At 70.1% G+C, this 24,799-nt stretch carries 26 protein-coding genes; 8 read left to right on the top strand and 18 right to left on the bottom strand.

Annotation, left to right across the window (positions count from 1 at the left end; translation table 11 throughout):
* Window positions 1-14: 14 nt before the first annotated feature.
* Window positions 15-404: a GntR family transcriptional regulator gene (locus BLT28_RS14960; RefSeq protein ID WP_030429480.1), complete on the bottom strand. Its 390-nt coding sequence runs from the start codon at window positions 402-404 to the stop codon at window positions 15-17.
* Entirely contained in the window at window positions 401-1,324 is a 924-nt protein-coding gene (locus tag BLT28_RS14965) for a hypothetical protein (protein ID WP_030429479.1), read from the bottom strand. Before BLT28_RS14965 ends, BLT28_RS14960 begins: the two co-directional genes overlap by 4 nt.
* Before the next feature lie 220 nt (window positions 1,325-1,544).
* Between BLT28_RS14965 and BLT28_RS14970 the strand changes: the two genes are divergently transcribed.
* The gene (locus tag BLT28_RS14970; protein ID WP_030429478.1) at window positions 1,545-5,783 is read left to right on the top strand and encodes a GH92 family glycosyl hydrolase; all 4,239 of its coding nucleotides are present in this window, start codon (window positions 1,545-1,547) and stop codon (window positions 5,781-5,783) included.
* A 62-nt stretch (window positions 5,784-5,845) separates the two neighbouring features.
* Here the strand turns inward: BLT28_RS14970 and BLT28_RS14975 are convergent, their stop codons facing one another.
* On the bottom strand, window positions 5,846-6,385 hold the full coding sequence (locus tag BLT28_RS14975) for a hypothetical protein (RefSeq protein ID WP_157376075.1): 540 nt from the start codon (window positions 6,383-6,385) through the stop codon (window positions 5,846-5,848).
* A 150-nt stretch (window positions 6,386-6,535) separates the two neighbouring features.
* Between BLT28_RS14975 and BLT28_RS14980 the strand changes: the two genes are divergently transcribed.
* The gene (locus tag BLT28_RS14980) at window positions 6,536-7,048 is read left to right on the top strand and encodes a metallophosphoesterase family protein (RefSeq protein WP_030429476.1); all 513 of its coding nucleotides are present in this window, start codon (window positions 6,536-6,538) and stop codon (window positions 7,046-7,048) included.
* Window positions 7,049-7,131: 83 nt separating this feature from the next.
* Here the strand turns inward: BLT28_RS14980 and BLT28_RS42550 are convergent, their stop codons facing one another.
* The 12 genes from BLT28_RS42550 to paaZ all read right to left on the bottom strand — a co-directional run bounded on the left by BLT28_RS42550 (window position 7,132) and on the right by paaZ (window position 18,110).
* Window positions 7,132-7,260 (bottom strand): hypothetical protein, encoded by a 129-nt coding sequence (locus BLT28_RS42550; protein WP_269459653.1) that lies wholly within the window; start codon window positions 7,258-7,260, stop codon window positions 7,132-7,134.
* A gap of 44 nt (window positions 7,261-7,304) precedes the next feature.
* The gene (locus BLT28_RS14985; protein WP_052407289.1) at window positions 7,305-8,252 is read right to left on the bottom strand and encodes a serine hydrolase domain-containing protein; all 948 of its coding nucleotides are present in this window, start codon (window positions 8,250-8,252) and stop codon (window positions 7,305-7,307) included.
* Between the two features lie 105 nt (window positions 8,253-8,357).
* Complete coding sequence (locus BLT28_RS40915; RefSeq protein WP_169748570.1) at window positions 8,358-8,519, bottom strand: hypothetical protein; 162 nt, start codon at window positions 8,517-8,519, stop codon at window positions 8,358-8,360.
* Between the two features lie 212 nt (window positions 8,520-8,731).
* The gene (argS, locus tag BLT28_RS14990; protein ID WP_043811486.1) at window positions 8,732-10,417 is read right to left on the bottom strand and encodes an arginine--tRNA ligase; all 1,686 of its coding nucleotides are present in this window, start codon (window positions 10,415-10,417) and stop codon (window positions 8,732-8,734) included.
* A 37-nt stretch (window positions 10,418-10,454) separates the two neighbouring features.
* Window positions 10,455-11,984 carry a serine/threonine-protein kinase gene (locus BLT28_RS14995; RefSeq protein WP_043811416.1) on the bottom strand — a complete coding sequence of 510 codons (1,530 nt, stop codon included), beginning with the start codon at window positions 11,982-11,984 and terminating at the stop codon, window positions 10,455-10,457.
* 140 nt (window positions 11,985-12,124) lie between these two features.
* A complete protein-coding gene (locus BLT28_RS15000) occupies window positions 12,125-12,340 on the bottom strand; it encodes an MbtH family protein (RefSeq protein ID WP_030429473.1) in 216 nt (71 codons plus the stop codon).
* 51 nt (window positions 12,341-12,391) lie between these two features.
* Entirely contained in the window at window positions 12,392-13,447 is a 1,056-nt protein-coding gene (gene paaE / locus BLT28_RS15005) for a 1,2-phenylacetyl-CoA epoxidase subunit PaaE (RefSeq protein ID WP_030429472.1), read from the bottom strand.
* Window position 13,448: 1 nt separating this feature from the next.
* The gene (gene paaD, locus BLT28_RS15010; RefSeq protein WP_030429471.1) at window positions 13,449-13,973 is read right to left on the bottom strand and encodes a 1,2-phenylacetyl-CoA epoxidase subunit PaaD; all 525 of its coding nucleotides are present in this window, start codon (window positions 13,971-13,973) and stop codon (window positions 13,449-13,451) included.
* The gene (gene paaC / locus BLT28_RS15015) at window positions 13,967-14,863 is read right to left on the bottom strand and encodes a 1,2-phenylacetyl-CoA epoxidase subunit PaaC (protein ID WP_030429470.1); all 897 of its coding nucleotides are present in this window, start codon (window positions 14,861-14,863) and stop codon (window positions 13,967-13,969) included. The genes paaD and paaC overlap by 7 nt, the downstream gene beginning before the upstream one ends.
* 7 nt (window positions 14,864-14,870) lie before the next feature.
* Window positions 14,871-15,158 (bottom strand): 1,2-phenylacetyl-CoA epoxidase subunit PaaB, encoded by a 288-nt coding sequence (gene paaB / locus BLT28_RS15020; protein WP_030429469.1) that lies wholly within the window; start codon window positions 15,156-15,158, stop codon window positions 14,871-14,873.
* Entirely contained in the window at window positions 15,155-16,084 is a 930-nt protein-coding gene (gene paaA / locus BLT28_RS15025) for a 1,2-phenylacetyl-CoA epoxidase subunit PaaA (protein WP_030429468.1), read from the bottom strand. Before paaA ends, paaB begins: the two co-directional genes overlap by 4 nt.
* Window positions 16,077-18,110 (bottom strand): phenylacetic acid degradation bifunctional protein PaaZ, encoded by a 2,034-nt coding sequence (gene paaZ, locus BLT28_RS15030; RefSeq protein ID WP_030429467.1) that lies wholly within the window; start codon window positions 18,108-18,110, stop codon window positions 16,077-16,079. Before paaZ ends, paaA begins: the two co-directional genes overlap by 8 nt.
* 105 nt (window positions 18,111-18,215) lie before the next feature.
* Here paaZ and BLT28_RS15035 point away from each other — a divergent pair, with 105 nt between their 5' ends.
* The 3 genes from BLT28_RS15035 (at window position 18,216) to BLT28_RS40140 (ending at window position 19,765) form a co-directional block, all read left to right on the top strand.
* Window positions 18,216-19,016, top strand: a complete 801-nt coding sequence (locus BLT28_RS15035) for an SGNH/GDSL hydrolase family protein (protein ID WP_052407287.1) — start codon at window positions 18,216-18,218, stop codon at window positions 19,014-19,016.
* A 171-nt stretch (window positions 19,017-19,187) separates the two neighbouring features.
* The gene (locus BLT28_RS15040) at window positions 19,188-19,514 is read left to right on the top strand and encodes a hypothetical protein (protein WP_156050909.1); all 327 of its coding nucleotides are present in this window, start codon (window positions 19,188-19,190) and stop codon (window positions 19,512-19,514) included.
* 104 nt (window positions 19,515-19,618) lie between these two features.
* Window positions 19,619-19,765 carry a hypothetical protein gene (locus BLT28_RS40140; protein ID WP_156050907.1) on the top strand — a complete coding sequence of 49 codons (147 nt, stop codon included), beginning with the start codon at window positions 19,619-19,621 and terminating at the stop codon, window positions 19,763-19,765.
* Here BLT28_RS40140 and BLT28_RS15045 read toward each other — a convergent pair.
* Window positions 19,750-20,598 (bottom strand): 3-hydroxyacyl-CoA dehydrogenase family protein, encoded by an 849-nt coding sequence (locus BLT28_RS15045; protein WP_030429464.1) that lies wholly within the window; start codon window positions 20,596-20,598, stop codon window positions 19,750-19,752. The two genes, BLT28_RS40140 and BLT28_RS15045, sit on opposite strands and share 16 nt — an antisense overlap.
* A gap of 11 nt (window positions 20,599-20,609) precedes the next feature.
* Complete coding sequence (locus BLT28_RS15050; RefSeq protein WP_030429463.1) at window positions 20,610-21,776, bottom strand: thiolase family protein; 1,167 nt, start codon at window positions 21,774-21,776, stop codon at window positions 20,610-20,612.
* A 120-nt stretch (window positions 21,777-21,896) separates the two neighbouring features.
* On the opposite strand from BLT28_RS15050, the gene paaI reads away from it, so the two are divergent.
* From paaI to BLT28_RS15065, 3 genes are read left to right on the top strand one after another with little or no spacing between them, the layout of a single operon-like run.
* Window positions 21,897-22,271 carry a hydroxyphenylacetyl-CoA thioesterase PaaI gene (gene paaI / locus BLT28_RS15055; protein WP_030429462.1) on the top strand — a complete coding sequence of 125 codons (375 nt, stop codon included), beginning with the start codon at window positions 21,897-21,899 and terminating at the stop codon, window positions 22,269-22,271.
* A 50-nt stretch (window positions 22,272-22,321) separates the two neighbouring features.
* Window positions 22,322-23,572, top strand: a complete 1,251-nt coding sequence (gene paaK / locus BLT28_RS15060) for a phenylacetate--CoA ligase PaaK (protein ID WP_081900302.1) — start codon at window positions 22,322-22,324, stop codon at window positions 23,570-23,572.
* Window positions 23,565-24,161 carry a TetR/AcrR family transcriptional regulator gene (locus tag BLT28_RS15065; RefSeq protein WP_030429460.1) on the top strand — a complete coding sequence of 199 codons (597 nt, stop codon included), beginning with the start codon at window positions 23,565-23,567 and terminating at the stop codon, window positions 24,159-24,161. The genes paaK and BLT28_RS15065 overlap by 8 nt, the downstream gene beginning before the upstream one ends.
* Window positions 24,162-24,168: 7 nt before the next feature.
* On the opposite strand, the gene BLT28_RS15070 is transcribed toward BLT28_RS15065, so the two are convergent.
* The gene (locus tag BLT28_RS15070) at window positions 24,169-24,744 is read right to left on the bottom strand and encodes a helix-turn-helix domain-containing protein (protein WP_030429459.1); all 576 of its coding nucleotides are present in this window, start codon (window positions 24,742-24,744) and stop codon (window positions 24,169-24,171) included.
* Window positions 24,745-24,799 lie beyond the last annotated feature (55 nt).

Below are 24,799 nucleotides of genomic sequence, written 5' to 3' on the forward strand. Positions count from 1 at the left end.
ACGCGATCCCCAAGTCAGCCGTTGTCGGCGACCGCGCGCAGCACGCGTGCCGCGTCCTCGGCGCCGTAACCGAGGTTGCGCGCCGCCGCGAGGTAGGCGGCCGCGGCGACCTGCAGCTCAGCCTCGGTGTCCGCGCGCACCCGCTCCGAATCGACGGTTGCCGACTCGGCGACGAACGTGCCGTGCTTGCCCCGGCTGACGATCAGCCCGCCGTGCTCCAGCTCGCGGTAGGCCCTGGCGATCGTGCCGCTCGCCACACCGAGGTCCTTCGCGAGCTGCCTGATGCTGGGTAGCCGTGCTCCCGGCGCGAGCGCTCCGGAGGCCAGCATCCGCAGGACCTGCGCCCGGATCTGCTCGTACGGCGCGACGCTGCTGCGCGCGTCGATCGTCAGGTACAGGCTCATCCGACTTCCGAGCGTCGTTCCACCGATGCGTTCCACCGGATCATGGGCAGCACAGCCATGATCAGCCATACCACCACACCCGCCGCGGCCAGTGCACCCGTGATGATCGAGAACACGCTCTCGCCCTGCGTCATCGCCGTGCGGGTGCAGGCCAGCGGCGCGGACCCCACTTGCGTCGCCGGAACCAGGACGGCGAGCAGGACCAGCTGGGCGCCGATGCCGACGCCGAGCACGCGGTGCGCCGACAACCTGCGCAGGGCGAGGTCCGCGTTCGGCACGTCGACGAGTTCGTCGATGACGGGACGGTGCACGGCGCGGTACAGCCCGACCACCGTCAGCGCGGTGACCAGCCCGGACAGCACGATCGCCTGGTAGATCGCACCAGCGTCCAGGTAGTAGCCCTTCACCCAGGGGAAGCCGTCCACCTGCACCGGCAGGAAGCACTCCCCGGCGCCGGAAACCGCGTGGTACTGCAACGCGGCGACCGTCCCCCCGCCCAGCGTCACGAATCCGAGCACCCCGGCGATCGCGACCTCCGTGCGGGAGAGCACATCCCGCCACGACCGCGAGGTCAGCGGAGCCCTCCGCTGCCCCGGGGCCGGTGCCCACATCCCGGCGAGATCGCTGAACAGGCAGGACCCGAACGTGGCCAGGAACGGGATCAGCAACCACGCGAGTTCGCCGTAGCCGCTGAGGTACTGCCAGACCGAGACCGACACGAACACGGCGAAGGCCAGCCCGAGCCAGGTCCCGCGCGCGCTCCTGCCGAGCACCTGGTCCATGACGCGGTCCGGGATGTCATCGCCCACCCCGCCCACCCGACGCCGGAGCACCAGTACGAGCAATCCCGCCAGCAGCAGGACCAGCAGCGCGATCCCGACCGCACCACCGATCAGGGCCTTGACCTCACGAGCGTCCACGGCGTCACCATCCCCTGCGATGTATCAATGATCTGACACATTGATACAGCATGACCGCGAACCGGTGCGCCACTGGGGCGACTACGACTCTCGGAGCAGCGCGAACACCGGGCGCGGACATGTTTTCGGACAAGGCGGGACGAACTTCTTGACAACGATGTCACGCGTCGTTGTGCTGACCCCGGCAGGCGGGACACCTCAACGTGGAGGCTTTGGCTCGATGACGCACAGCTGGGCGAAACGATCACGCAGAGCCCTGGCGGGGGCGCTGACCGTGGTGCTGACCCTCTCGATGGCGGGCACCGGACAGACCGCGCCCGCGAACCCGGACTTCCAGTCCTCCTTCGAGGCGGGCGAACCGCAGCCCGCGTGGACCGACACCGTCGAGACGGACGCGTCCGGCAAGCCGAAGGCGGGCGGGGTCAACGGCAACGACGGGGTCAGCATCCCGGGGAACGTGACCGACAAGGTCACCGAGGTCCGGGCCAGCGGGGAGAACGCGGGCAGCGGCGAGGTGAAGGAGAACCTCGTCGACGGCAACGTCAACTCGAAGTGGCTGACCTTCGCGGGAACCGGCTGGCTGGAGTTCACCCTCTCCGAGCCCGTCGCGATCACCAGCTACGCGGTCTCCTCCGCCAACGACGCGCCGGAGCGGGACCCGAAGAACTGGAAGCTCCAGGGTTCGCAGGACGGCAAAGCCTGGGCCGATATTGACGTCCAGAATGGACAGAGCTTCGCGAAGCGGTTCGAGACCAAGAAGTACGAGCTGACCAACACGACCGCGTACAAGCACCTGCGCTTCGACATCACCGCCAACAACGGTGGCGCGGCAACGCAGTTCTCCGAGATCCAGTTCGCGGTGAAGGCGAGTTCCGAGCCCGCGCCGAACATGCGCAGCCGGATCGGCAAGGGCCCCAACGGTGGCTACGCGGCGAAGTCGAACGCGGGCTACACCGGTGTGAAGGCGTTGCAGTTCCTCGGCCAGCACGTGGCTTCCGGCCGGGGCTACTCCTACAACAAGGTCTTCGACGTCGACGTCGCGGTGAAGCCGGACACCGAGCTGTCCTACCTGATCTTCCCGCAGTTCATCCCGGACGACCTGAAGTACCCGAGCACGCACGCCGCGGTGGACCTGGCGTTCTCCGACGGCAGCTACCTGAGCGAGCTGGGGGCGAAGGACCAGTACGGCTTCGAGCTCTCGCCGAAGGGGCAGGGCGCGTCGAAGTCCTTGTACACCAACCAGTGGAACAAGCTGAAAGCGAAGATCGGCGCGGTCGCCGCGGGCAAGACGATCAAGCGCGTGCTGGTGACCTACGACAACCCGGTCGGCCCGGGCAACTTCGCGGGCTGGTTCGACGACATCCGCATCGGCGCGTCGGTGCAGAAGCAGTACGCGACACCCGCCGACTACGCGCTCACCACGCGGGGCACGCAGTCCACGGGCGGCTTCTCGCGCGGCAACAACTTCCCGGCCACCGCGGTCCCGCACGGCTTCAACTTCTGGACGCCGATGACCAACGCGGGCTCGATCAGCTGGCTCTACGACTACCACAAGGCCAACAACGCCCAGAACCTGCCGACGCTGCAGGCGTTCACCACCAGCCACGAGCCGAGCCCGTGGATGGGTGACCGGCAGACCTTCCAGGTCTTCCCGCAGGCGGGAACGCCGAACATCGACCGCGCCGCCCGCGCACTGCCCTTCAAGCACGAGAACGAGATCGCCAAGCCGCACTACTACGGCGTGACGTTCGAGAACGGCATGCGCACCGAGATCGCGCCGACCGACCACGCGGCGCTGTTCCGCTTCACCTTCACCGGGAACGAGTCGAACCTGTTGTTCGACAACGTCAACAACAACGGCGGGCTCACCCTGGACACCGCCAAGGGCGTTGTGACCGGCTACTCCGACGTGAAGAGCGGCCTGTCCACCGGCGCGACGCGGCTGTTCGTCTACGCCACCTTCGACAGCCCGGTCACCGGCGGCGGCAAGCTCACCGGCGCGGGCCGCGACAACGTCACCGGCTACCTGAAGTTCGACACCAGCACGACGAAGACGGTCACGATGCGGATCGCTACGTCGCTGATCGGGGTCGAGCAGGCCAAGAAGAACCTGGAACAGGAGGCCACCGGCACCTTCGAGTCGGTCCGCGACCGGGCGCAGCAGGCGTGGAACGAGAAGCTGAAGGTCATCGAGGTCGAGGGCGCGAGCGAGGACCAGCTCGTCACCCTGTACTCCAACCTCTACCGCCTGTTCCTGTACCCGAACTCCGGGCACGAGAACGTCGGCAGCGCCTCGGCTCCGGTGTACAAGCACGCCAGCCCGGTCGCCCCGGCGGCGGGCCAGGACACCCCGACCCAAACCGGCGCCAAGATCGTCGACGGCAAGATCTACGTCAACAACGGGTTCTGGGACACCTACCGCACCACGTGGCCCGCGTACTCGCTGCTGACGCCGGAGAAGGCCGGGGAGATGGTCGAGGGCTTCGTGCAGCAGTACAAGGAGGGCGGCTGGGTCTCCCGCTGGTCCTCCCCCGGCTACGCGAACCTGATGACCGGGACCAGCTCGGACGTGTCCTTCTCGGACGCGTTCCTCAAGGGGGTCGCCAACTTCGACGTTCAGGCCGCCTACGACGCGGCGGTGAAGAACGCCACCGTGACCCCGCCGAACGCCAACGTCGGGCGGAAGGGCCTGGACCGCTCGATCTTCCTCGGCTACACCCCGACCACCACGGGGGAGGGCATGTCGTGGGCGATCGAGGGCTACGTCAACGACTTCGGCATCGCGACGATGTCCAGGGCGCTCCACGACAAGGCGGCCCCGAACGACCCGCGTCGCAAGGAGTACAAGGAGAACCACGAGTACTTCCTCAACCGCGCGCAGAACTACGTGAACATGTTCGACAAGTCCGTCGGTTTCTTCCAGGGCCGCACCGCCGACGGCAAGTGGCGCGTCGCCCCGGACAAGTACGAGCCCCGCGAGTGGGGCCACGACTACACCGAGACCAACGCGTGGAACATGGCGTTCACCGTGCCGCACGACGGGCAGGGCCTCGCCAACCTCTACGGCGGGCGCGCCGGGCTGGCCAAGAAGCTGGACCAGTTCTTCTCCACCCCGGAGACCGCGGGCTTCCCCGGCTCCTACGGCGGCGTGATCCACGAGATGCTGGAGGCGCGCGACGTCCGCATGGGCCAGTACGGGCACAGCAACCAGCCCTCGCACCACATCCCGTACATGTACAACTACGCGGGCCAGCCGTCGAAGACGCAGGAGAAGGTGCGCGAGATCCTGTCGCGGCTCTACCTCGGCAGTGAGATCGGCCAGGGTTACGCGGGCGACGAGGACAACGGCGAACTGTCGGCCTGGTACATCTTCGGCGCGCTCGGCATCTACCCGCTGCAGATGGGCAAGCCCGACTACGCCATCGGTTCGCCGTTGTTCACCAAGGCGACCGTGCACCTCGGCGGTGGGAAGAAGCTCGTGGTCTCCGCGCCGAAGAACAGCGCGAAGAACGTCTACGTCCAGGGCCTGAAGGTCAACGGCCAGAAGTGGGACAAGACGTCCCTGCCGCACGATGTGATCGCGCGCGGCGGCACGCTGGAGTTCGACATGGGCGCCACCCCGTCGGCCTGGGGCACCGGGCCGGACTCGGCGCCCGAGTCGATCACCAAGGGCTCCGAGGTCCCGCGCCCGCTACGCGACACCGCGGGCACCGCGAGCACGGCCGCGCTGGCCGACAACTCCTCTCAGACGCAGGCGACCGTGGACTCCGTCCAGCTGCAGGCGTCGGCCGCCGAGCGCGTGGAGTTCTACACGCTGACCTCCGGCAAGGACGGGGCGGACGCGAAGAGCTGGAAGGTCAAGGGCTCCTACGACGGCAAGACCTGGACCACAGTGGACGAACGGGATGGCCAGACCTTCGCGTCGCGGCAGCAGACCCGGGCGTTCAAGCTGGCCAAGCCCGGTCACTACACGTGGTACCGGATCGAGTTCGGCGGCTCCATCACGCTCTCCGAGGTGGAGTTCCTGAGCAAGCCCCGCGCGGAGTGCACCACCACGATCACCGGTGAGCGCTCCGGCCCACAGACGCTGAGCGGCGTGGTGTGCCTCAAGGACGCCACGATCACCGGTCCGGTGACCATCGCCGCCGGCGCGTCCGTGTACGCCACCGGCGGGCGGATCATCGGCCCGGTGCGTGCGAGCGGGGCGGTCGACGTCGTCCTGCTGGGCACGCAGGTGACCGGTCCGGTGGACATCACCGGCAGCACGGGCGTGGTCGGGGTGGAGACGGCGCGCATCACCGGCCCGCTGTCGCTGGTGAACAACTCCAGCGCGGCGGCGGTCGCGGCGAGCACTGTCGACGGCCCGGTCACCTGCTCCGGCAACGCGACCGATCCGTCGAACAACGGCCTCCCCGTCGCGGGCACTGGTCCCCGCTCGGGCCAGTGCTCGGGTTTGTGATCGCGTTCTGACAGTTCCGAGGCCCCCGGTGGTTGTCCACCGGGGGCCTCCTCGTTCCGTGCTCAGCTCCTTGCCAGCTCCGCCTCGAAGAACTCCACCCGCTCCGGCGGGCAGGTCGAGCGCAGTCGTTCGGTCACCGTGCTCCGCTTCCGCCGCGGAGAGCCGGACGGGACCACGCCGCGGGACAGCACGATGTTCACCAGGACGCGGACTCCGACGTCGCTCAGGCTCCACGCGGCCTCCGTCGCCGCGTCCGCCAGCTTCGGGTCGGCGAGGTAGTGGGCGACGTCTTCCGCGTGCACCCAGGTCAGCTGTCCGGAACGCAGGCACTGCGCCACCACGGCCCGGTCGGGGTGGTGCAGCAGGGCCAGCAGCCAGAACGTGCGCATCGACGCGTCATCACCGGCGAAGGTCCTGGTGAACTCTTCGTTGTCCGGCAGGATCGACGGCATCGGGCGCTGTGCCAGCAACGACGGCACGTCGACGACAGCCGGAACGGTGATCGGCCCCGGCTGCCAGATCTCGGCGGTCCACTCCCCCGTGAGCACCACGGTGTCCGTCGTCCCGCGCATCCGCTTCTTGCCGAACCACGCCACCGACAACCACCGTCCTCTCGTCGTGCGTCAGCCGTCCAGGGTGGGACGGGAGAGTACGGCGAGCCCTCGGGACCGGTCCCCCGCGTCGTGCTCTCGCCGGAGCTGGGTGCGCTCGGCGATGGTGTGGGGTGGACGCCGCAGGGGCACTCTGGAGGCATGCGGCTGCTGATGATCTCCGACACGCATGTTCCCCACCGTGCCCGGGAGCTGCCGGAGCAGGTGTGGCGGGAGGTGGACGAGGCGGATCTGGTGATCCACGCGGGGGACTGGGTCGAGGAGGCGGTGCTGGACGCGCTGCGCGAGCGGTCCAACGTGTTGGTGGGGGTGCACGGGAACAACGACGACGTGGCCATCCGGTCGCGGTTGCCGGAGGTGGCGCACGTGGAGGTCGGGGGGCTGAGGATCGCGGTGGTGCACGAGACCGGGCCGGCGAAGGGGCGCGAGCAGCGGTGCGACGCGCACTTCCCCGGAGTGGACGTGCTGGTCTTCGGCCACAGCCACATTCCTTGGGACACAACGACTCCCGGTGGGATCAGGTTGCTCAACCCCGGTTCGCCGACCGATCGGCGGCGCCAACCCGCGTGCACCTACCTCACGGCGACGGTTGACGCACGCGGGCTGGCCGACCTCCGGCTGCACGAGGTGAAGCGGCCCGGCACGGCGGAATAGCGGTCTTCAAGCCCCCGCCCCAGCCGTCTCCGACCGCGACGAAGCTGCCGGGTTCGGGGTACTTGAAGACTGCAGAACCCGGGTCAGCGAGAGCAGAAGGCGGCGTCGAAGGCGTCGGTGATGTGCTTGCCGCGCTCCGGGGTGGTGCTGTTGGCGGTGATGAAGACGGTGACGGTGCGCCCCGTGCGGGCGCGGCCGCTGTAGGTGGTCACGCCGGGCATGTCACCGCTGTGCGCGAGGACCGACCCGCCGCAGCTCAGCGGGATCGAACCAATGCCGAGGCCGTAGGAGAAGCTCCGTCCGTCGACCGGCGCAGGTCCGCGGTCATCGACCGCACCACGTGCGGGGGCAACAGCCTGCCGGAGTACAGGGCCTGCCAGAACAGCGCGAGGTCGGCCGGAGTGGACACCAGCCCGCCGCTCGCGCCCATCTCGTAGCCGGGGAAGCTCGTGACGTCGACGACGCCCGCGGCGGGATTGGCCGGGTGCACCCCGTAGTGGTGGGCGTGCCGCCCGCGGAGGGCGTACTCCGTCTTCGCCGGCCAGTAGGTGCCCGCCATGCCGAGCGGCCGGAAGATGCGCTCCTCGGTCACCTCGCGGAAGTCCTTGCCCGCCAGCCGGTTCACGATCATCCCGGCGATCAGGTAGTTGGTGTTGGAGTAGGCCCACTTCTCCCCCGGCTTCCCGGTGGGCGTGCCCACCAGCGCCAGGTCGAGGTAGCCGGTGGGCTCTTCGGGGAACGGCTTGGACCAGTCGAAGGAGCGGCTGTACTCGGGGATGCCGCTGGTGTGCTGGAACAGCTGGCGGACGGTGATCCGGCGGCCGTCGATCTCCGCGCCCGCGCCCCGGCCGCGCACCACCCCGGGCAGGTAGCGCTCGACCGGCGCGTCCAGGTCGACCCGGAGCTGGAGCAGGGTCACCGCGATGAAGGTCTTGGTGATGCTGGCGATCCGGACCGTGTCGGCCGCCCCGGTCATCGGCCTGCCCGTGCCGAGTTCCGCGGTGCCGGAGGTGAGCGTCCGCTCCCGGCCGTTGCGGTCGCGCACGTGCGCCAGCGCGCCCGGTACACCGTCCACTGTGGTCAGCAGGTCCAGGTTGCGCTGCACCTCGGTCAGGCCGGACGGTACGGCGAGCGCCGGGCCCGCCGTGCCGACCAGCAGGGCCGCCGTCAGACCGGCGGCGAGCGCTCGGCGTGCGTGTTTCATCGTCCAACCTCCGCGGGGGTGTGTGGTCCTGGAACCACTGTCGCTCCCGGGAGGGAGGAAGTCCCTGCGGTTGGCCGCAGAGCCGGGGTGGGGTTTTCCTCAGGGTCAGGCGAAGAGGCGCTGGATGAACGTGATCACCGACTGCGCCGCGTCCCGCAGCCAGCCGAGGACGTTCTGCACGCCGTTCGCGGCGCCCTGCGGGTCGTTGAGCAGCAGGTAGATCACGAGCGCGATCGCGGCGAGGGTGAGGATCTTCTTGACGTCCACCTCACACATTGTCCCCTATGTCGATGACGAGTTCATCTCTCCCCCGATAGATGTTGAGCACGCTCGCGGGCCGGTCCGCTGACGAAACCTTCGGGTCAGGCCTCCCACGTGCGCGAACGCGCGGCGCAGGGTAGGTCGAAGCGCCGAGCCCCGTCGGCCCGGCGCTTCGACGCACGCCACAACTTGGCCAGATCCGTTGGAACGGACGCGGCTCACAGGCGCGCGGGCGCCTCGATGCCGAGCAACCCCATGCCTGTCTTGAGCACTCGGGAACTGAGCTGCGCCAGCACCAACCGCGACGCCCGGAGTTCGTCCGTTCGCGCTTGACGGATCTGACAGCGGTCGTAGAACACAGAGAAGGCGGCAGCCGTCTCGTGGAGGTAGCCGCACAAGCGGTGCGGCGCGAAGTCCTCCACCGCGGCAGCGAGCACGGAGGGCAGCTGGAGCAGCTTGACGAGCAGTGCCCGCTCCGCGTCGTGCGTCACGAGCACTGGAGCATCCACAGTGGACACACCAGCCAGCTCCACCACCTTGTTCACGCGAGCGACGGCGTACTGGAGGTAGAGCGCGGTGTTGCCCTCCTTGGCCAGCATCTTGTCCCAGGAGAACACGTAGTCCTTCTGGCGATCACTGGAGAGGTCGGCGTACTTCACCGCACCGACACCCACTGCTCGCACGCCGTCCGCTCGCTCCACCGCCTCGGTCAGCAGGTCCGCGAGCTTGATCGAGCCACCGGCGCGCGTGCGCAGCATCTTGCCGTCCTCGCCGAGCACCGAACCGAAGTTCACGTGCACCGCGCGGTGCGAGGAGTCCAGCCAGCCCGCTGCCTCGGCCGTACGGAACACCATCTGGAAGTGTTGGGACTGCGGCGTTCCCACGACGTAGACGAGATCGGTCGCGCCCCGCTCCCGTGTCCAGTACCGAACCGCCGCGAGGTCCGTGCTGGCGTACATGTAACCGCCGTCGGACTTGCACACGATCAGCGGCAACCGGTCGCCTTCGCGGTTGGTGAAGCCCGGCGGGAACACGCACACCGCGCCGTCGCTGACCTCCGTGAGCCCCTTCTCCTCCAACTCCGCCACGGTGTCGGCGAGCATCGGGTTGTAGAAGCTCTCCCCGTAGCTGTCGTCCGCGTCGAGCAGCACGCCGAGCTGTTCGTAGACCTTCGCGAAGTGGCGCTCCGACTCCGCGACCAGACCGCGCCACAAGGCGAGCGTTGCCGGGTCTCCGGTCTGCAGAGCCACTACGCGCTTCCGCGCACGCTCCGCGAAGCCCGGGTCGGCGTCGAACTTCTTGCGCGCCTCCTGGTAGAAGCCGTTGAGGTCGCCGATGGACAGCTCGGCGCCCGAGTCTGTGCCCGTGCCAAGACTGGCGAGGTGCTCGATGAGCATGCCGAACGGTGTTCCCCAGTCACCGAGGTGGTTGCGGCGGATCACCTCGTGCCCCGCGAAGGCGAGCATGCGCGTGATCGCGTCACCGATGACCGACGAGCGCAGGTGCCCGACGTGCATCTCCTTCGCGACGTTGGGACCGCCGTAGTCCACGACGTAGCGCCGCGGTTCGGCGACGGGCGGCACACCGAGACGGGGATCGCCCACCAGGTCGGCGGCGCGCGCGGACAGCCACGCCGCGCGGAAAGTGAAGTTCACGAAGCCCGGCCCCGCCACCTCGGGCGGCTCGACCAAGTCGTCGGCGGCGAGGTGCGCCACGATCAGCTCGGCGATCTCGCGCGACGGTCTGCCCAGCCGCTTGCCGAGGCCCATCGCCGCGTTGCACTGGTAGTCCGCGCGGGCGGACGGGTGCACGAGCGCCTCCGCCGGGCTGATGCGGACGTCCAGCGCCTCCTGCACCGCGCGAGCGACCCGCGCGCCGAGTTCGAGACCGATGTCGGGATGCACGCCCTCATCCTCCACGGGCGCGCAGCCGATTTTCGCCTCAGCGGACCACGGCGTCGATCTTGAGTTCGCCACCGATCTTCGTGACGCGGACGATCCGCTGCTCGGTCCGCCCCTGCGCGTAGGTGACCTGGATCGACACCCGCCACGCCTTGTCGGGGTCCTGACCGGCACCGCGAGCCGTGTTGGAGTACATCCGCGGGTACTGCTTCCAGTGGTTGTCGAACTCCGCACGACTGCCCCAGCCGGCCTGCGCGCCGGGCGAGAGCATGTTCCACCGGTTCTGGAGGTCGTCCGAGCCGACGAAGTAGTTCACGACCAACTGTCCGGCCTGGCCGAGTTCGACCGTGCCATCGGGCGGGGTGGTCGTCGGGGCGGCCGGACTCGACGAACTGGCGGACGAACTGCTGCTGCCGCCGCTGCCACCACCGGACCCACCGGAGGCGCCTCCGGTGCCGGACCCGCTGCCCGCGCTGTTGCCGGGCCGGTCGTCGATCAGGCGGTAGACGCCGTAGCCGCCACCGCCGATCACGACGATGAGCAGCAGCACGAGGAGCACGGGCGAGCGCTTGCGCTTGACCGGCTGCTGTTTCTGCCTGGTCGTCCCGGCGGGAGCGGGACGCGGGTAGCTCGCGGCCGGGCGCGGCGGCGGGGTGTGGCCGTGGTCGACCTTCTGCGTGCGCGCGGTCGGCGCCGCGGCTGCGGCGCGCACGGCGGGCACGGCCGGTGCACGGCCGGCGGCGAGACCGGCCAGCGCGGTGCCGACCTGGGCCATGTTGGGCCGCTCGCGCGGGTCGCGGCGCAGCATGGTCATCAGCAGCGCGGTCAGCGGTCCTGCCTGGCGCGGCGGGATCACCTCACCGGCGGCCGCGGCGTGCAGCAGCGCGAGCGGGTTGTCGGAGGTGCCGAACGGCGGCTGTCCCTCCACGGCGTCGTAGAGGGTCGCGCCGAGGGAGAACACGTCCGAGGTGGGGCCGCCGATGTCGTTGCCGCGCGCGACCTCGGGCGCGAAGTAGGCGGGCGTGCCCGCGAGCATGCCGGTCCTGGTCACCTGGACGTCGCCGACCGCGCGGGAGATGCCGAAATCGGTGATCTTGGCGACCCCGCTGTCGGTGATCAGCACGTTGCCGGGCTTGATGTCGCGGTGGGTGATGCCCACGGTGTGCGCGGCGGAGAGCGCGGCGGCGATCTGGGCGCCGATGGCGGCGACCTCGCGCGGCGGCAGCGGTCCGCGGTCGGCCAGGATCTCGGCGAGGCTCTGCGACGGCAGGTACTCCATCACCAGGCACGGGTCGCCGTTGTGCTCGGCGACGTCGTAGAGGGTGATCGCGTTGGGGTGCTGCAACCTGGCGGCGATCCGGCCCTCGCGCATCGCCCTGCGGCGCGCGTTGTCGGTCTCCTCCGCGCTCAGCCCGGGCTGCACCAGCAGCTGCTTGACCGCGACCATGCGGTCGAGGCGCTCGTCCCTCGCCCGCCACACGACGCCCATCGCGCCCGAGCCGATCTTGGAGACCAGCCGGTAATGGCCGGCGATGAGGTGGCCCTCGTCGATACCGGCATCACTCCTCAACCGCGCCCGCCACAGGACTGTCCCGAGGCAGCCGCTACACACTATCGAATGAGGCCGGACGACCTGAAGGGCCCTGTCTGCCTGGGCAAATGCCGAAACCGCCACCCACCGTTCGGCCTACGGCGGGTGGCGGGCGGGCGTTACTTCCCGGCGTCCATCCGCTCGGCGAGGCTGCGCGGGCGCATGTCGGTCCAGTTCGCCTCGATGTAGTCCAGGCACTCCTGGCGACCGGTCTCGGCCAGCGCCACCGTCCACCCGGCGGGCACCTCGCTGAACGACGGCCACAGCGAGTGCTGCCCCTCGTCGTTGACCAGCACCAGGTAACGGCCGTCCGGGTCCTCGAAGGGGTTGGTCATGACGCAGGTTCTCCTCGAATCGGAAGTTACGGCAGTACCACTCTGACCTGCTCAGGCGTCGAAGTCGACAGTGACTTCGTCGGAGACCGGCACCGTCTGGCAGGTCAGCACGAACCCCGCGGCCACCTCGGAGCGCTCCAGCGCGAAGTTGCGCCGCATGTCCGTCTCGCCGGTGACGACCTTCGCGCGACAGGTGCCGCAGACCCCGCCCTTACAGGCAAAAGGCAGGTCAGGACGGGCTCGTTGCGCTCCGTCGAGGATCGGAGTGCCCTTCGGCAGCGCGATCTCCGTGGAGCGCCCGTCGAGCACAACGGTCACCGTGGCACTGGGGCCGTCGAGCACGGGCTCCTCATGCCGGGTGACAACCGGTTCATCGACATAAAACAGCTCTTGGTGCACGCGCTCCTCAGGCACGCCGAACGACGACAGCAGCCGCTGTGCGTCGGTAACCATGCCGTAGGGCCCGCAGAGCCACCAGTGGTCGACATCGGCGACATCAAGCAGCAACGGCAGCAGCGTGCGCAGCTTCGCCTCGTCCAAGCGCCCGGTGAACAGCTCGGCCTCACGGGCTTCACGAGACAGCACGTGCACCAGTTCCAAACGCGTGCGGTAGCGGTCTTTAAGGTCCGCCAACTCGTCCGCGAACATCACTGTGCCGGACCGGCGGTTGCCATAGAGCACGGTCACACGGGACTTCGGGTGCGCGAGAACAGACGCGGCGATCGAGAGCACGGGCGTGATGCCGGAGCCCGCCGCGATGAGCACGTGGTGGCCGGGCACGTCCACATCCGGGGTGAACGACCCCGTGGGCGGCAGCACCTCGATCTCATCGCCAGGCTTCACGTCGCGGACGAGCCACGTGGAGAACAGCCCGTCCGGTACCTCGCGCACGCCGACCCTGGGCCGCGCACCCGCCGGAGCGCAGATTGAGTACGAGCGGCGCTCATCGCGGCCGTCAACCTCACGGCGCAGCGTCAGCGACTGCCCGGGCCGGAACGCGAAGACCTCGGTCAGGTCATCCGGCACGTCGAAGGTGACCGCGACCGCGTCGTCGCACAGTCGCTCGACGTCGGCCACGCGCAAGCGGTGGAACACGGGGCGTGCCACGTCAGATCTCCTTGAAGTACTCGAACGGCTCGCGACAGGCACGGCAGCGGTGCAGCGCCTTGCAAGCGGTCGCGCTGAACCGAGACAGCTCCTCGGTGTCGCGGGAGCCGCACTGCGGGCAGCTCAGCCTGGGCGCGGGCGGATCCAGCCGCAGCGGGACGGGACCGACCGAGGACCCGCTTGCGGGGTCGAGCATCGACACAGACCGGGGGCTCATCCGTTTAGGCGGGGAGATCCCGGCCTCGGCGAGCTTGCGGCGGCCCTCCTCTGTCATCCAGTCGGTCGTCCACGCCGGACTGAGCACCGTGCGCACCTCGGCATGTTCGAAACCGTTGGCGTGCAAGGCGTTGACCAGGTCGTCGCGCATCTCCACCAGGGCCGGGCAACCGGAGTACGTCGGCGTGATCTCCACGACCACGCGCCCGTCCTCCTCCCGGACGTCCCGTACCACCCCGAGGTCCACGAGGGACAGCATCGGCAGCTCGGGATCGGTGACGGTCTCGACGACCTCCCGCGCGGTCACCACGTCGCCTCCGGCAGGGCGCGGGCGAGGACCTGCATCTCCGCGAGCAGTTCGGCGAGCACGCCGGTGTGGCTGCCGTAGCGACCTCCACCGGAGGCCGTCGTCGATGCGGGCCGGGTCAGGGTCGCGGCGGTGAAGACCTGGTCCAGCACACCGTCCACTTCGGTCCGCAGCTCGGCCGGGTCGACCGCGACGCCTTGTGCGGCAAGTCTCAGCTCGATCGGATGCGGTGTGAACAGCTCGTCCAGGTACGGCCACACGCGGTCCAGCGCGGCGATCATCCTGCCGCGCGACTCCTCGGTGCCGTCGCCGAGGCGCACCACCCAGCGCGCGGCGTGGTCGCGGTGGTAGGCCAGCTCCTTGGCGCCCTTGGCCGCGACCGCGGCGAGCACCGGATCGGCGGAGGCGGAGAGCCTGGTGAACAGCGCCAACCGCTGGCAGGAGAACAGCAACAGCCGCGCGATGGTGTCCGCGAAGTCGCCGTTGGCCAGCTCGACCATGCGCACGTTGCGGAACTGGTCGGCCGTGCGGAAGTACGCCAGCGCGTCCTCGTCCGGTACGTGCGACGGCGCCTCCGAAGGCCGCTCCCCCGCTTCGCCCGCTCTGGTCAGCAACAACCGCGCCTGACCGAGGAGGTCGAGCGCGATGTTGGCCAGCGCGACGTCCTCCTCCAGCTCCGGCGCGCGCGAACACCACTCACTGGTGCGCTGCGCCAGCACGAGCGCGTCGTCGCCGAGCATCACCGCGTACGCCGCCAGATCCGCCTTGTCCACAGTGGACGGGAGTGCTCTGTCCACTCCGGACAGCTCGTCGGCGAAGCCGGTGCCGTAGGCCCAGCGCGCGTCGTCGCCGTGCTCCTCGTTCAGCCCCTCGTAGGCGTTGTCGAAGCTCAAGGCTGCCTCACATGTGCGGGACGTCGTCGGGGATGTCGTAGAACGTGGGGTGGCGGTAGACCTTGTCCCCGCTCGGCGCGAACATCGGGTCCTTCTCGTCCGGGCTGGACGCGGTGATCGCCTCCGCGGGTACCACCCAGATGCTCACGCCCTCGTTGCGGCGCGTGTAGAGGTCGCGGGCGTTCTGCACCGCCATCTGCGCGTCCGCCGCGTGCAACGAGCCCACGTGCACGTGGTTGAGGCCGCGCCGACCGCGCACGAAGACCTCCCACAGCGGCCAGGCACCCCGGCTCATGCGGCCACCCCCTTCTTCTTCGCCGCGTGGGCGAGCGCGGCCTCGCGGACCCACGCGCCGTCCTCGTGCGCCTTGCGGCGGTGGGCGACGCGCTCGGCGTTGCACTCGCCGTCGCCGGAGATGACGCGCTTGAGCTCGGCCCAGTCCGGCTCGCCGAAGTCGTAGTGCTCGCGCTCGGCGTTCCACTTCAGCTCGGGGTCGGGCAGCGTGACGCCGAGCTTCTCCGCCTGCGGCACGGTCATGTCCACGAACTTCTGCCGCAGCTCGTCGTTGGTGTGCCGCTTGATCCGCCACGCCATGGAGCGCGCGGTGTTCGGCGAGTCGCCGTCCGGCGGGCCGAACATCATCAGCGACGGCCACCACCACCGGTTCACCGAGTCCTGCACCATGTCCCGCTGCTCCTGGCTGCCGCGCATCATGGTCATCAGCAGCTCGTAGCCCTGCCGCTGGTGGAAGGACTCCTCCTTGCACACCCGGATCATCGCCCGCGCGTACGGCCCGTAGGAGGTGCGGCACAGCGGCACCTGGTTGCAGATCGCGGCGCCGTCGACGAGCCAGCCGATCACGCCGACGTCGGCGAAGCTGGGGGTGGGGTAGTTGAAGATCGAGGAGTACTTCTGCCTGCCCTCGATCAGGTTCTCGGTCAGCTCGGCGCGGTCGACGCCCAGCGTCTCGGTCGCGGCGTAGAGGTAGAGCCCGTGGCCCGCCTCGTCCTGCACCTTCGACAGCAGGATCGCCTTGCGCCGCAACGAGGGCGCGCGGGTGATCCACGCGCCTTCCGGCTGCATGCCGATGATCTCGGAGTGCGCGTGCTGCGCGATCTGCCGGACCAGCGTCTTGCGGTACCCCTCGGGCATCCAGTCGCGCGGCTCGATCCGCTGGTCGCGCTCGATGGTGCGCTCGAAGTGCTCAAGCAGTTCATCCATGGGTCTTCGCCACCAAGGTCAGGACGTCGTATTTGGCAACGGACTCACCGTTCTGGTTGGTCACGTCCGCATCCCACCGCACCTCGCCGTGCTCGGCGTCCTGGCGAGGCGTGATCTGCTTCGCGGTCAGGGTCACGGTCAGCTCGTCGCCGGGGTAGGTCGGCGTGAGGAAGCGCAGGTTCTCCAGGCCGTAGTTCGCCAGCACCGGCCCGGGAGCGGGATCGACGAAGAGCCCGGCCGCCAGCGACACCACCAGATACCCGTGCGCCACGATCCCGTCGAAGAACGGGTTCGCCGCGGCGGCCTCGGGATCGGTGTGCGCGTAGAACTTGTCGCCGGTGAACTCCGCGAAGTGGTCCACGTCCTCCTGCGTCACCAGGCGCGGACCGCCGACCACGGTGTCGCCGATCTTCAGTTCCGCCAAGGACTTCCGGAACGGGTGCACACCGTCGTCGTTGCGGTCGGCGCCGGTGGTCCAGCGGTTGGTGACCGCGGTGAGCACCTTCGGGCTGCCCTGGATCGCGGTGCGCTGCATGTGGTGCAGGACGCCACGGATGCCGCCCATCTCCTCACCGCCGCCCGCGCGCCCGGGACCGCCGTGCACCAGGTGCGGCATGGGCGAACCGTGCCCGGTCGACTCCTTGGCGCTGTCGGTGTCGAGCACCAGCATGCGCCCGTGCCACGCCGCCGCGCCCACGACGACATCGCGGGCGAAGCCGGTGTCGCCGGTGACGACCGAGCCGACGAGGCTGCCCTTTCCGCGCGCCGCAAGGGAGATCACCTGCTCGGTGGAGGTGTAGGGCATCAGCGTGGACACCGGCCCGAACGCCTCGACCTCGTGCGGCTGGGCGCACCAGGGGTCGTCGGCGCGCAGCAGGATCGGCGAGATGAACGCGCCGCGCTCGGCGTCGGCGTCCACCAGCTCCACGTGGTCCGGGCTGCCGAAGACGGGGCGGCCGACCTCCATGAGCGCCTTGAGGGAGCGGCGCACCTCCTCGCGCTGCTCCAGGCTGGCCAGCGCGCCCATGCGCACGCCGTCGCTGGCCGGGTTGCCGATCTTGACCTTGGCCAGCCGCGCGCCGACCGCGTCGGCGACGTCGTCCATGAGCTCCGCGGGCACGAAGGCGCGGCGGATCGCGGTGCACTTCTGCCCGGCCTTGACGGTCATCTCGGTGGCCAGCGCCTTGACGAACAGGTCGAACTCCGGCGTGCCCGCCTTCGCGTCCGGGCCGAGGACCGAGCAGTTCAGCGAGTCCGCCTCGGCGGTGAACCGCACGGCGTTGCCGATGATCCGCGGGTGCGCGCGCAGCAGCTGCGCGGTGGAGGCGGAGCCGGTGAAGGCGACCAGGTCCTGCTCGGTGAGGTGGTCGAGCATGTCGCCGGTGCTGCCGCACACCAGCTGCACGGTGCCCTCGGGCAGCAGGCCGGACTCCAGGATCAGCTCGACCAGCCGCGCGGTGAGGTAGGAGGTCTGCTCGGCCGGCTTGATGAGCGTCGGCACCCCGGCGACGAACGCGGGCGCGAGCTTCTCCAGCGGCCCCCAGACGGGGAAGTTGAACGCGTTGATCTGCACGGCGACGCCGCGCAGCGGAGTGCAGATGTGCTGGCCGAGGAAGGTCCCGCCCTTGCTCAGCGGCTCCAGGTTGCCGTCGATGTAGACGGTGTCGTTGGGCATCTCGCGGCGGCCCTTGCTGCCGTAGCCGAACAGCACGCCGATCCCGCCGTCGATGTCGATCATCGAGTCGGTGCGGGTGGCCCCGGTGCGGGCGGACAGCGCGTACAGCTCGTCCCGGTGTTCCCGCAGGTAGGAGGCGAGGGCCTTCAGCAGCGCGGCCCGCTGGTGGAAGGTCAGCTCGCGCAGCGCGGGCCCGCCGACGCGCCTGCCGTGCTCCAGCGCGGCGGCCAGGTCGATGCCCTTGCTGGAGACGCTGGTGATCCGCTCGCCGGTCACCGCGTCGAACAGCGGGACGCCGTCCTCCGCAGGTGCCTGCCAACCACCGGAGACGTAACTGCGCAGCGGCGCCATCGACGACCGACCTCCTCGATGAGACTTACCGACCGTTCGTTCAGGTTCTCCGAGTACGGTAGCAGCGGGGACCCGTCTCAGCCAGATCCCCATAGGCTGCTGCCCATGACTGTTCTTGCGGCCGTCCTCGCGTTGACCGTCACCGCGTCCGGCTGGGCCGTGCCGCCCGGCTCGGAGTACGTCGCCCTGGGCAGCTCCTTCGCCGCGGGGCCCGGCATCCCGCCCAGCCGGCCGGGCAGCCCTCCGGCCTGCGGCCGCTCGTCGAACAACTACCCGGGCCTGGCCGCCGCGAAGCTCCGCCTGACGCTCACCGACGTTTCGTGCAGCGGCGCGACCACGGCTCACCTGTTGACTACCCCGCAGCACGGCCAACCACCCCAGGTGGAGGCCGTCACCCCGAACACCAGGCTCGTCTCCGTCACCATCGGCGGCAACGACGTCAACTACATCGGCAGCCTCTTCGCGTACTCCTGCCAGACCAGCGGCGGCGCGCAGTGCGCAGGCGTCGACCAGGCGGCGATCGACCAGGCGCTCAAGACGGTGCACACCAAGATCGGCAACGTCGTCACCGCGGTCCGGAAGAAGGCGCCGCGCGCCAAGGTGCTCCTGGTCAACTACCTGACCGTGCTGCCGCGCACCGGCACGTGCACGGGAGTGCCACTGACCCCGGCCCAGGCCGACTTCGAGCGCGGTGTTGCGAGCCGCCTCGCCGCCGCCACCCGTCGTGCCGCCGTCGAGACGGGTGCCTCGGTGGTCGACGCCGCGTCCGCCAGCGCCACGCACGACGCCTGCTCGGCCGACCCGTGGATGGAGAAGTACCAGCCGGGCCAGGGACGCGCCGGCTACCACCCGACGCCCGCGGGCATGGCTGCCGTCGCCGACCTCGTCGCGCGTTCGGCCCGTTAGCTGTTACCAGCTCCACTACCTTGCGGCACAACAAGATCCTGTGCCGAAACTGTGGCGGCCGGGTGAGTCCTCTGTGGACCGCTCGGAGCCTTTTCCCAGCCAGTCGAACCCGAATCGCCCAAACCCGCGTCCCGGCGCTTACCTTCCCCTTCTGATCGGGGAGGAGGAGCCGTGGCTGACGCAGTTCGACTTGACCACAGGACAAGCTCGCGACTGTGGTTCGTGGACCACCTGTGGGTCCTGCTGACCGCGCTGGTGGTGCTGCACCACACCGCGATCACCTACAGCGGGATCGGGCTCTGGTACTACACCGAGAAGTCCACCGACGGAGCCGTCGCACTCGGCCTGACGTTCTTCGCGTTGATCAACCAGGCGTGGTTCATGGGCGCGTTCTTCCTGCTCGCCGGCCACTTCACGCCGGGGTGGACTCCGTCCCCTTCCCCTGACGAGCTGGCGCGACACGGCGGGCCGGAGCGTGGAGTGCACGGAGCACGGTGAGCCGGTCGAGGCGAGCGCCCACCGGCGAGGGTCTTCGACAGCGACGGCTTCGAGGACGTGCTCGATCCCCTCTCCGTGGAGGGCTGAACTTCACCGGCATCCACGTGGACCTGCCGGATGTCCGCTCCGTCGAAGCGGCGGCAGCGCGGCTGCGGGAAGTCATCGACGTCGACGGTTTGTCGTACCCGCCCCACGAGACGGACGGCTTCTTCGTGTTCGGCCCCGAGGCGGAGGTTCAGTCCCAGGTGTAGAAGCCCTGGCCGGACTTGCGGCCCAGTTCGCCGCGGGCGACCTTCTCGCGCAGCAGGGCCGGTGGCGCGAAGCGCTCGCCCAGCGTGCGGTGCAGGTACTCCGCGATCGCCAGCCGCACGTCCAGGCCGACGAGGTCCGTCGAGCGCAGCGGGCCCATCGGGTGCCGGTAGCCCAGCTCCATCGCGCGGTCGATGGACTCCGCGTCGGCGACGCCCTCCTCCAGCATCCGGATGGCCTCCAGGCCGAGCAGCACGCCGAGCCTGCTCGTCGCGAAGCCGGGCGAGTCCTTGACCAGGACCTCGGTCTTGCCGAGCGCGTGCACCCACTCCAGCGCGCGCCGGGTGGTCGCCTGCGCGGTCGCCGGGGCGCTGACGACCTCGATCAGCGTGGACGCCGGGACGGGGTTGAAGAAGTGCATGCCGAGGAAGGTCTGCGGCCGCTCCAGCGCGGCGCCGATCTCGGTGATCGACAGGGAGCTGGTGTTGGTGGCCAGCACCGCGGCGTCCCCGACCGCCTGCTCGGCGGCGGTCAGCACGTCGAGCTTGAGGGCGATCACCTCGGGCACGGCCTCGACCACGAGCTCGGCGTCCCGGGGCAGCGCGGCCACCTCGGTCACGAACACCACGCGGTCGAGCACCTCGGCGGGCTCGCCGTCGAGCTTGCCGCGCTCGTGCGCCCTGCGCAGGCCGGTCGCCAGGCGGTCCCGGGCGGCCGCGACCGCGTCGGCCGAGCTCTCCACGACGGTGACCCCGGCCCCGATGGCGGCGAAGACCTGGGCGATGCCCGCGCCCATCCGCCCGCCACCGATCACACCGACGATCTTGGGTCCCATGACGACTCTCCTCAGAGGGCTTCGACGAGCAGGGCGGCGCCCTGACCGACCCCGACGCACAGGGTGGCCAGGCCGCGGCGGGCGTTCTCGCGCTCCATGCGGCCGAGCAGCGTCACCACCAAGCGCGCGCCGGACGACCCGAGCGGGTGCCCGAGCGCGATCGCGCCGCCGTCGGCGTTGACCCGGTCCTCGTCGAGCTTGAGGCGGCGGATCACGGCGAGCGACTGCGCGGCGAACGCCTCGTTCAGCTCCACCGCGTCGAGGTCGCCGGCACCCCAGCCCGCGCGCGCCAGCGCCTTCTCCGTCGCGGGGACCGGGCCGATGCCCATGACGTGCGGCGACACGCCCGCGCTCGCGCCGGTGACCACCCGGGCGCGCGGGGTCAGGTCGTGCCTGCGCACGGCCTCCTCGCTGGCCACGACGATCGCGGAGGCGCCGTCGGAGAGCGGCGAGGACGATCCGGCGGTGACGATGCCGTCCTCGCGGAAGACCGTGCGCAGCTTGCCCAGCTTCTCCAGCGTGGTCTCGCGGCGCGGTCCCTCGTCGGCGGTGACCTCGCCGACCGGGACCAGTTCGGCGTCGAAGCGGCCCGCGTCCATCGCCGCGATCGCCCGCTGGTGGCTGCGCAGCGCGAACGCGTCGCTGTCGGCCCGGGTGATGCCGTCGAGGGCGGCGACCTCCTCGGCCGTCTCCCCCATCGACAGCGTGGTCTTCGCGTCGAACCCGGGGTTGGTGAACCGCCAGCCCAGCGAGGTGTCGAAGACCTGTCCGGGGCGCGCCCAGGGCGTTCCCGGCTTGGCCATCACCCACGGCGCGCGGGTCATCGACTCGACGCCGCCCGCGACCACGATGTCCGCCTCTCCCGCGCGCACCGCCTGGGCCGCGGAGGTGACCGCGGTCAGCCCGGACGCGCAGAGCCGGTTCACGGTGTAGCCGGGCGTGTGCTCGGGCAGCCCGGCCAGCAGCACCGCCATCCGCGCCACGTTGCGGTTGTCCTCGCCCGCCTGGTTGGCGGCGCCGAGGATCACCTCGTCGATCGCGTCGGCGGGGACCCCGCAGCGCCGGACCACCTCGCCGACCACCAGCGCGGCGAGGTCGTCGGGCCGCACCTGGGCGAGCGCGCCGCCGTAGCGTCCCTGCGGGGTGCGGACTCCGTCGACCAGGAACACCTCGGACATGCCGGTCCTCCGCATCTTGACACCCCGTTGGCAGATCCACATTCTTAACCGAACAGTCGGTCAGCCAGCAAGGCGGGGAAGCGAGTGTCACAGCCGCAGGTGCCCGAGTCCGTACGACGAATGTATGCCGCCGACAACGCGTCGCGGAATGCAGGCATCCGCCTGGTGGAAGCCGGGATCGGCCATGCGACGGCCACGATGGCGATCACCGCGGACATGGTCAACGGGCACGGGATCGTCCACGGCGGCCACGTGTTCCTGCTCGCCGACTCGACCTTCGCCTTCGCCTGCAACAGCCACGGCCCGGTGACCGTGGCGGCCGGGGCCGACATCAGCTTCGTCGCCCCCGCGAAGGAGGGCGAGGAGCTGACCGCCGTCGCCACCGAACGGGCGCGCTACGGGCGCAGCGGGATCTACGACGTGTCGGTGCACAGCGGGGACCGGCTCATCGCCGAGTTCCGCGGCCGCAGCCGGGTGATCGGAGAACAGCAGTGAGCAGACTCGGTTCCTCGCCCGATCCGGCCAGCCTGGACGCCGCCGAGCGGATGTCGGCCGACGAGCTGACCGCGCTGCAGCTCGAACGTCTACAGTGGACATTGCAGCACGCCTACCGCAACGTCCCCTTCTACACCAGGAAGTTCGACGAGGCCGGGGTGCACCCGGACGACTGCCGCGGTCTCGAGGACCTGGCGAAGTTCCCGTGCACCACCAAGAACGACCTCCGGGACAACTACCCGTTCGGCATGTTCGCGGTGCCGCCGGAGCGGGTGCGCAGGGTGCACGCGTCCAGCGGCACCACCGGCAAGCCCACCGTGGTCGGCTACACCGAGCGCGACATCGACATGTGGTCGTCGGTGATGGCCCGCTCCATCCGCGCAGCGGGCGGGCGCCCCGGCCACCGGGTGCACGTGGCCTACGGCTACGGCCTGTTCACCGGCGGGCTCGGCGCGCACTACGGCGCGGAACGCCTCGGCTGCACGGTGATCCCCGCCTCGGGTGGGATGACCGCGCGCCAGGTGCAGCTGATCACCGACTTCGAGCCCGAGATCATCATGGTCACGCCCTCGTACATGCTGACGCTGCTGGACGAGTTCGAGCGGCAGGGCGTCGACCCGCGCACCTCCTCGCTGAGCATCGGGATCTTCGGCGCCGAACCGTGGACCGAGCAGATGCGCGCCGAGATCGAGCAGCGGATGGGCATCCACGCGGTGGACATCTACGGCCTGTCCGAGGTGATCGGCCCCGGCGTGTCCAGCGAGTGCGTGGAGACCAAGGACGGGCTGCACGTCTGGGAGGACCACTTCTACCCCGAGGTGGTCGATCCGGTCACCGGGGACGTGCTGCCCGACGGCGAGCACGGCGAGCTGCTGTTCACCTCGCTGACCAAGGAGGCGCTGCCGATCATCCGCTACCGCACCCGCGACCTGACCCGCCTGCTGCCGGGCACCGCGCGGCCGATGCGCCGGATGGAGAAGGTCACCGGCCGCAGCGACGACATGATCATCCTGCGCGGGGTGAACGTCTTCCCCACCCAGATCGAGGAGATCGTGCTGCGCACCCGCGGCCTCGCCCCGCACTTCCAGCTGGTGCTGACCAGGCGCGGGCGGATGGACCACATGACGGTGCGGGTGGAGTCCGGGCCGGGCGAGGCCGAACCGGGCGCGGCGACCGAGCTGTTGCGCGCCATCAAGGACGGCGTCGGCGTCACGGTGGACGTCGAAGTCGTCGAACCGTCCACATTGGAGCGCTCGGTGGGTAAGCTGCGGCGCGTGATCGATCGGCGGCACGATGGCTGAGCAGGGCACCCGGCGCGGACGACCCGGGTACGACCTGGAGTCGTTGCTGGCCATCGCGGTGAAGCTGTTCAACGAGCGCGGCTACGACGGCACCAGCATGGAGGAGCTCTCCCGCAAGCTCGGCATCACCAAGTCCGCGATCTACCACCACGTGCCCAGCAAGCAGGAGCTGCTGCGCCTGGCCGTGGACCGCGCGCTGGACGGGTTGTTCGCGGTGACCGAGGAACCGCGGTCGCGGGAGGGCCGGGCGATCGACCGGCTGGAGCACGTGGTGCGGCGCAGCGTCGCGGTGCTGGTGGAGCGCCTGCCCTTCGTCACGCTGCTGCTGCGGGTGCGCGGCAACACCAAGGTCGAGCGCGCGGCGCTGGCCCGGCGGCGCGAGTTCGACCAGCTGGTCACCGATCTGGTCAAGCAGGCGGCGGCCGACGGCGACCTGCGCACCGACATCGATCCCGCGGTCACCAGCAGGCTGCTCTTCGGCATGATCAACTCGGTGATCGAGTGGTACCGCCCGCGCGGCGGCATCACCCCCGACGCCCTCGCCGACGCCGTCTCCACCCTCGCCTTCGCGGGTCTGCGCGTGGACTAGCGCCGGTTCAGCGGGATCGGGGCTTCGTGCGCAGGTGCATGCGCTCGCCCTGCGGCCCGAACAGGCTCAGGATCTCCGCGGGGCGGTCCTCAGCGCAGCCGAACCAGTGCGGGACCCGGGTGTCGAACTCCGCGGCCTCGCCCCTGCGCATGACCACGTCGTGCTCGCCGAGGACCAGCCGGAGCCTGCCGCTGAGCACGTAGAACCACTCGTAGCCCTCGTGCGTGCGCGGTTCCGGCTCGCTCCGGCTCGGCGGGATGATCATCTTGTACGCCTGGAGCCCGCCGGGCTGCCGGGTCAGCGGGTAGACGGTGATGTCGCCGTGGATCACCGCGGACGGCCGGATGCGCGGATCGGCCACCTCGGGCGCGCCGACCAGCTCGTCCAGCGGGACCTTGTGCGCGCGGGCGATCGGCAGCAACAGCTCCAGGCTCGGCCTGCGCTGCCCGGACTCCAGCCGGGACAGGGTGCTCACCGAGATCCCGGTGGCCCTGGACAGCGCCGCGAGCGTCGCTCCCCGCTCCTTGCGCACCCGTTTGAGCCGGGGGCCGACCTCGTTCAGCACCGCATCCACCGCGTCCATTCCATAATTGCAGAATCAGCAACAAAGTTTGTCAAGGCCGCGTCCTCCGGCGCAG

The sequence above is a fragment of the Allokutzneria albata genome (assembly GCF_900103775.1).
In the GTDB taxonomy this organism is placed as follows: domain Bacteria; phylum Actinomycetota; class Actinomycetes; order Mycobacteriales; family Pseudonocardiaceae; genus Allokutzneria; species Allokutzneria albata.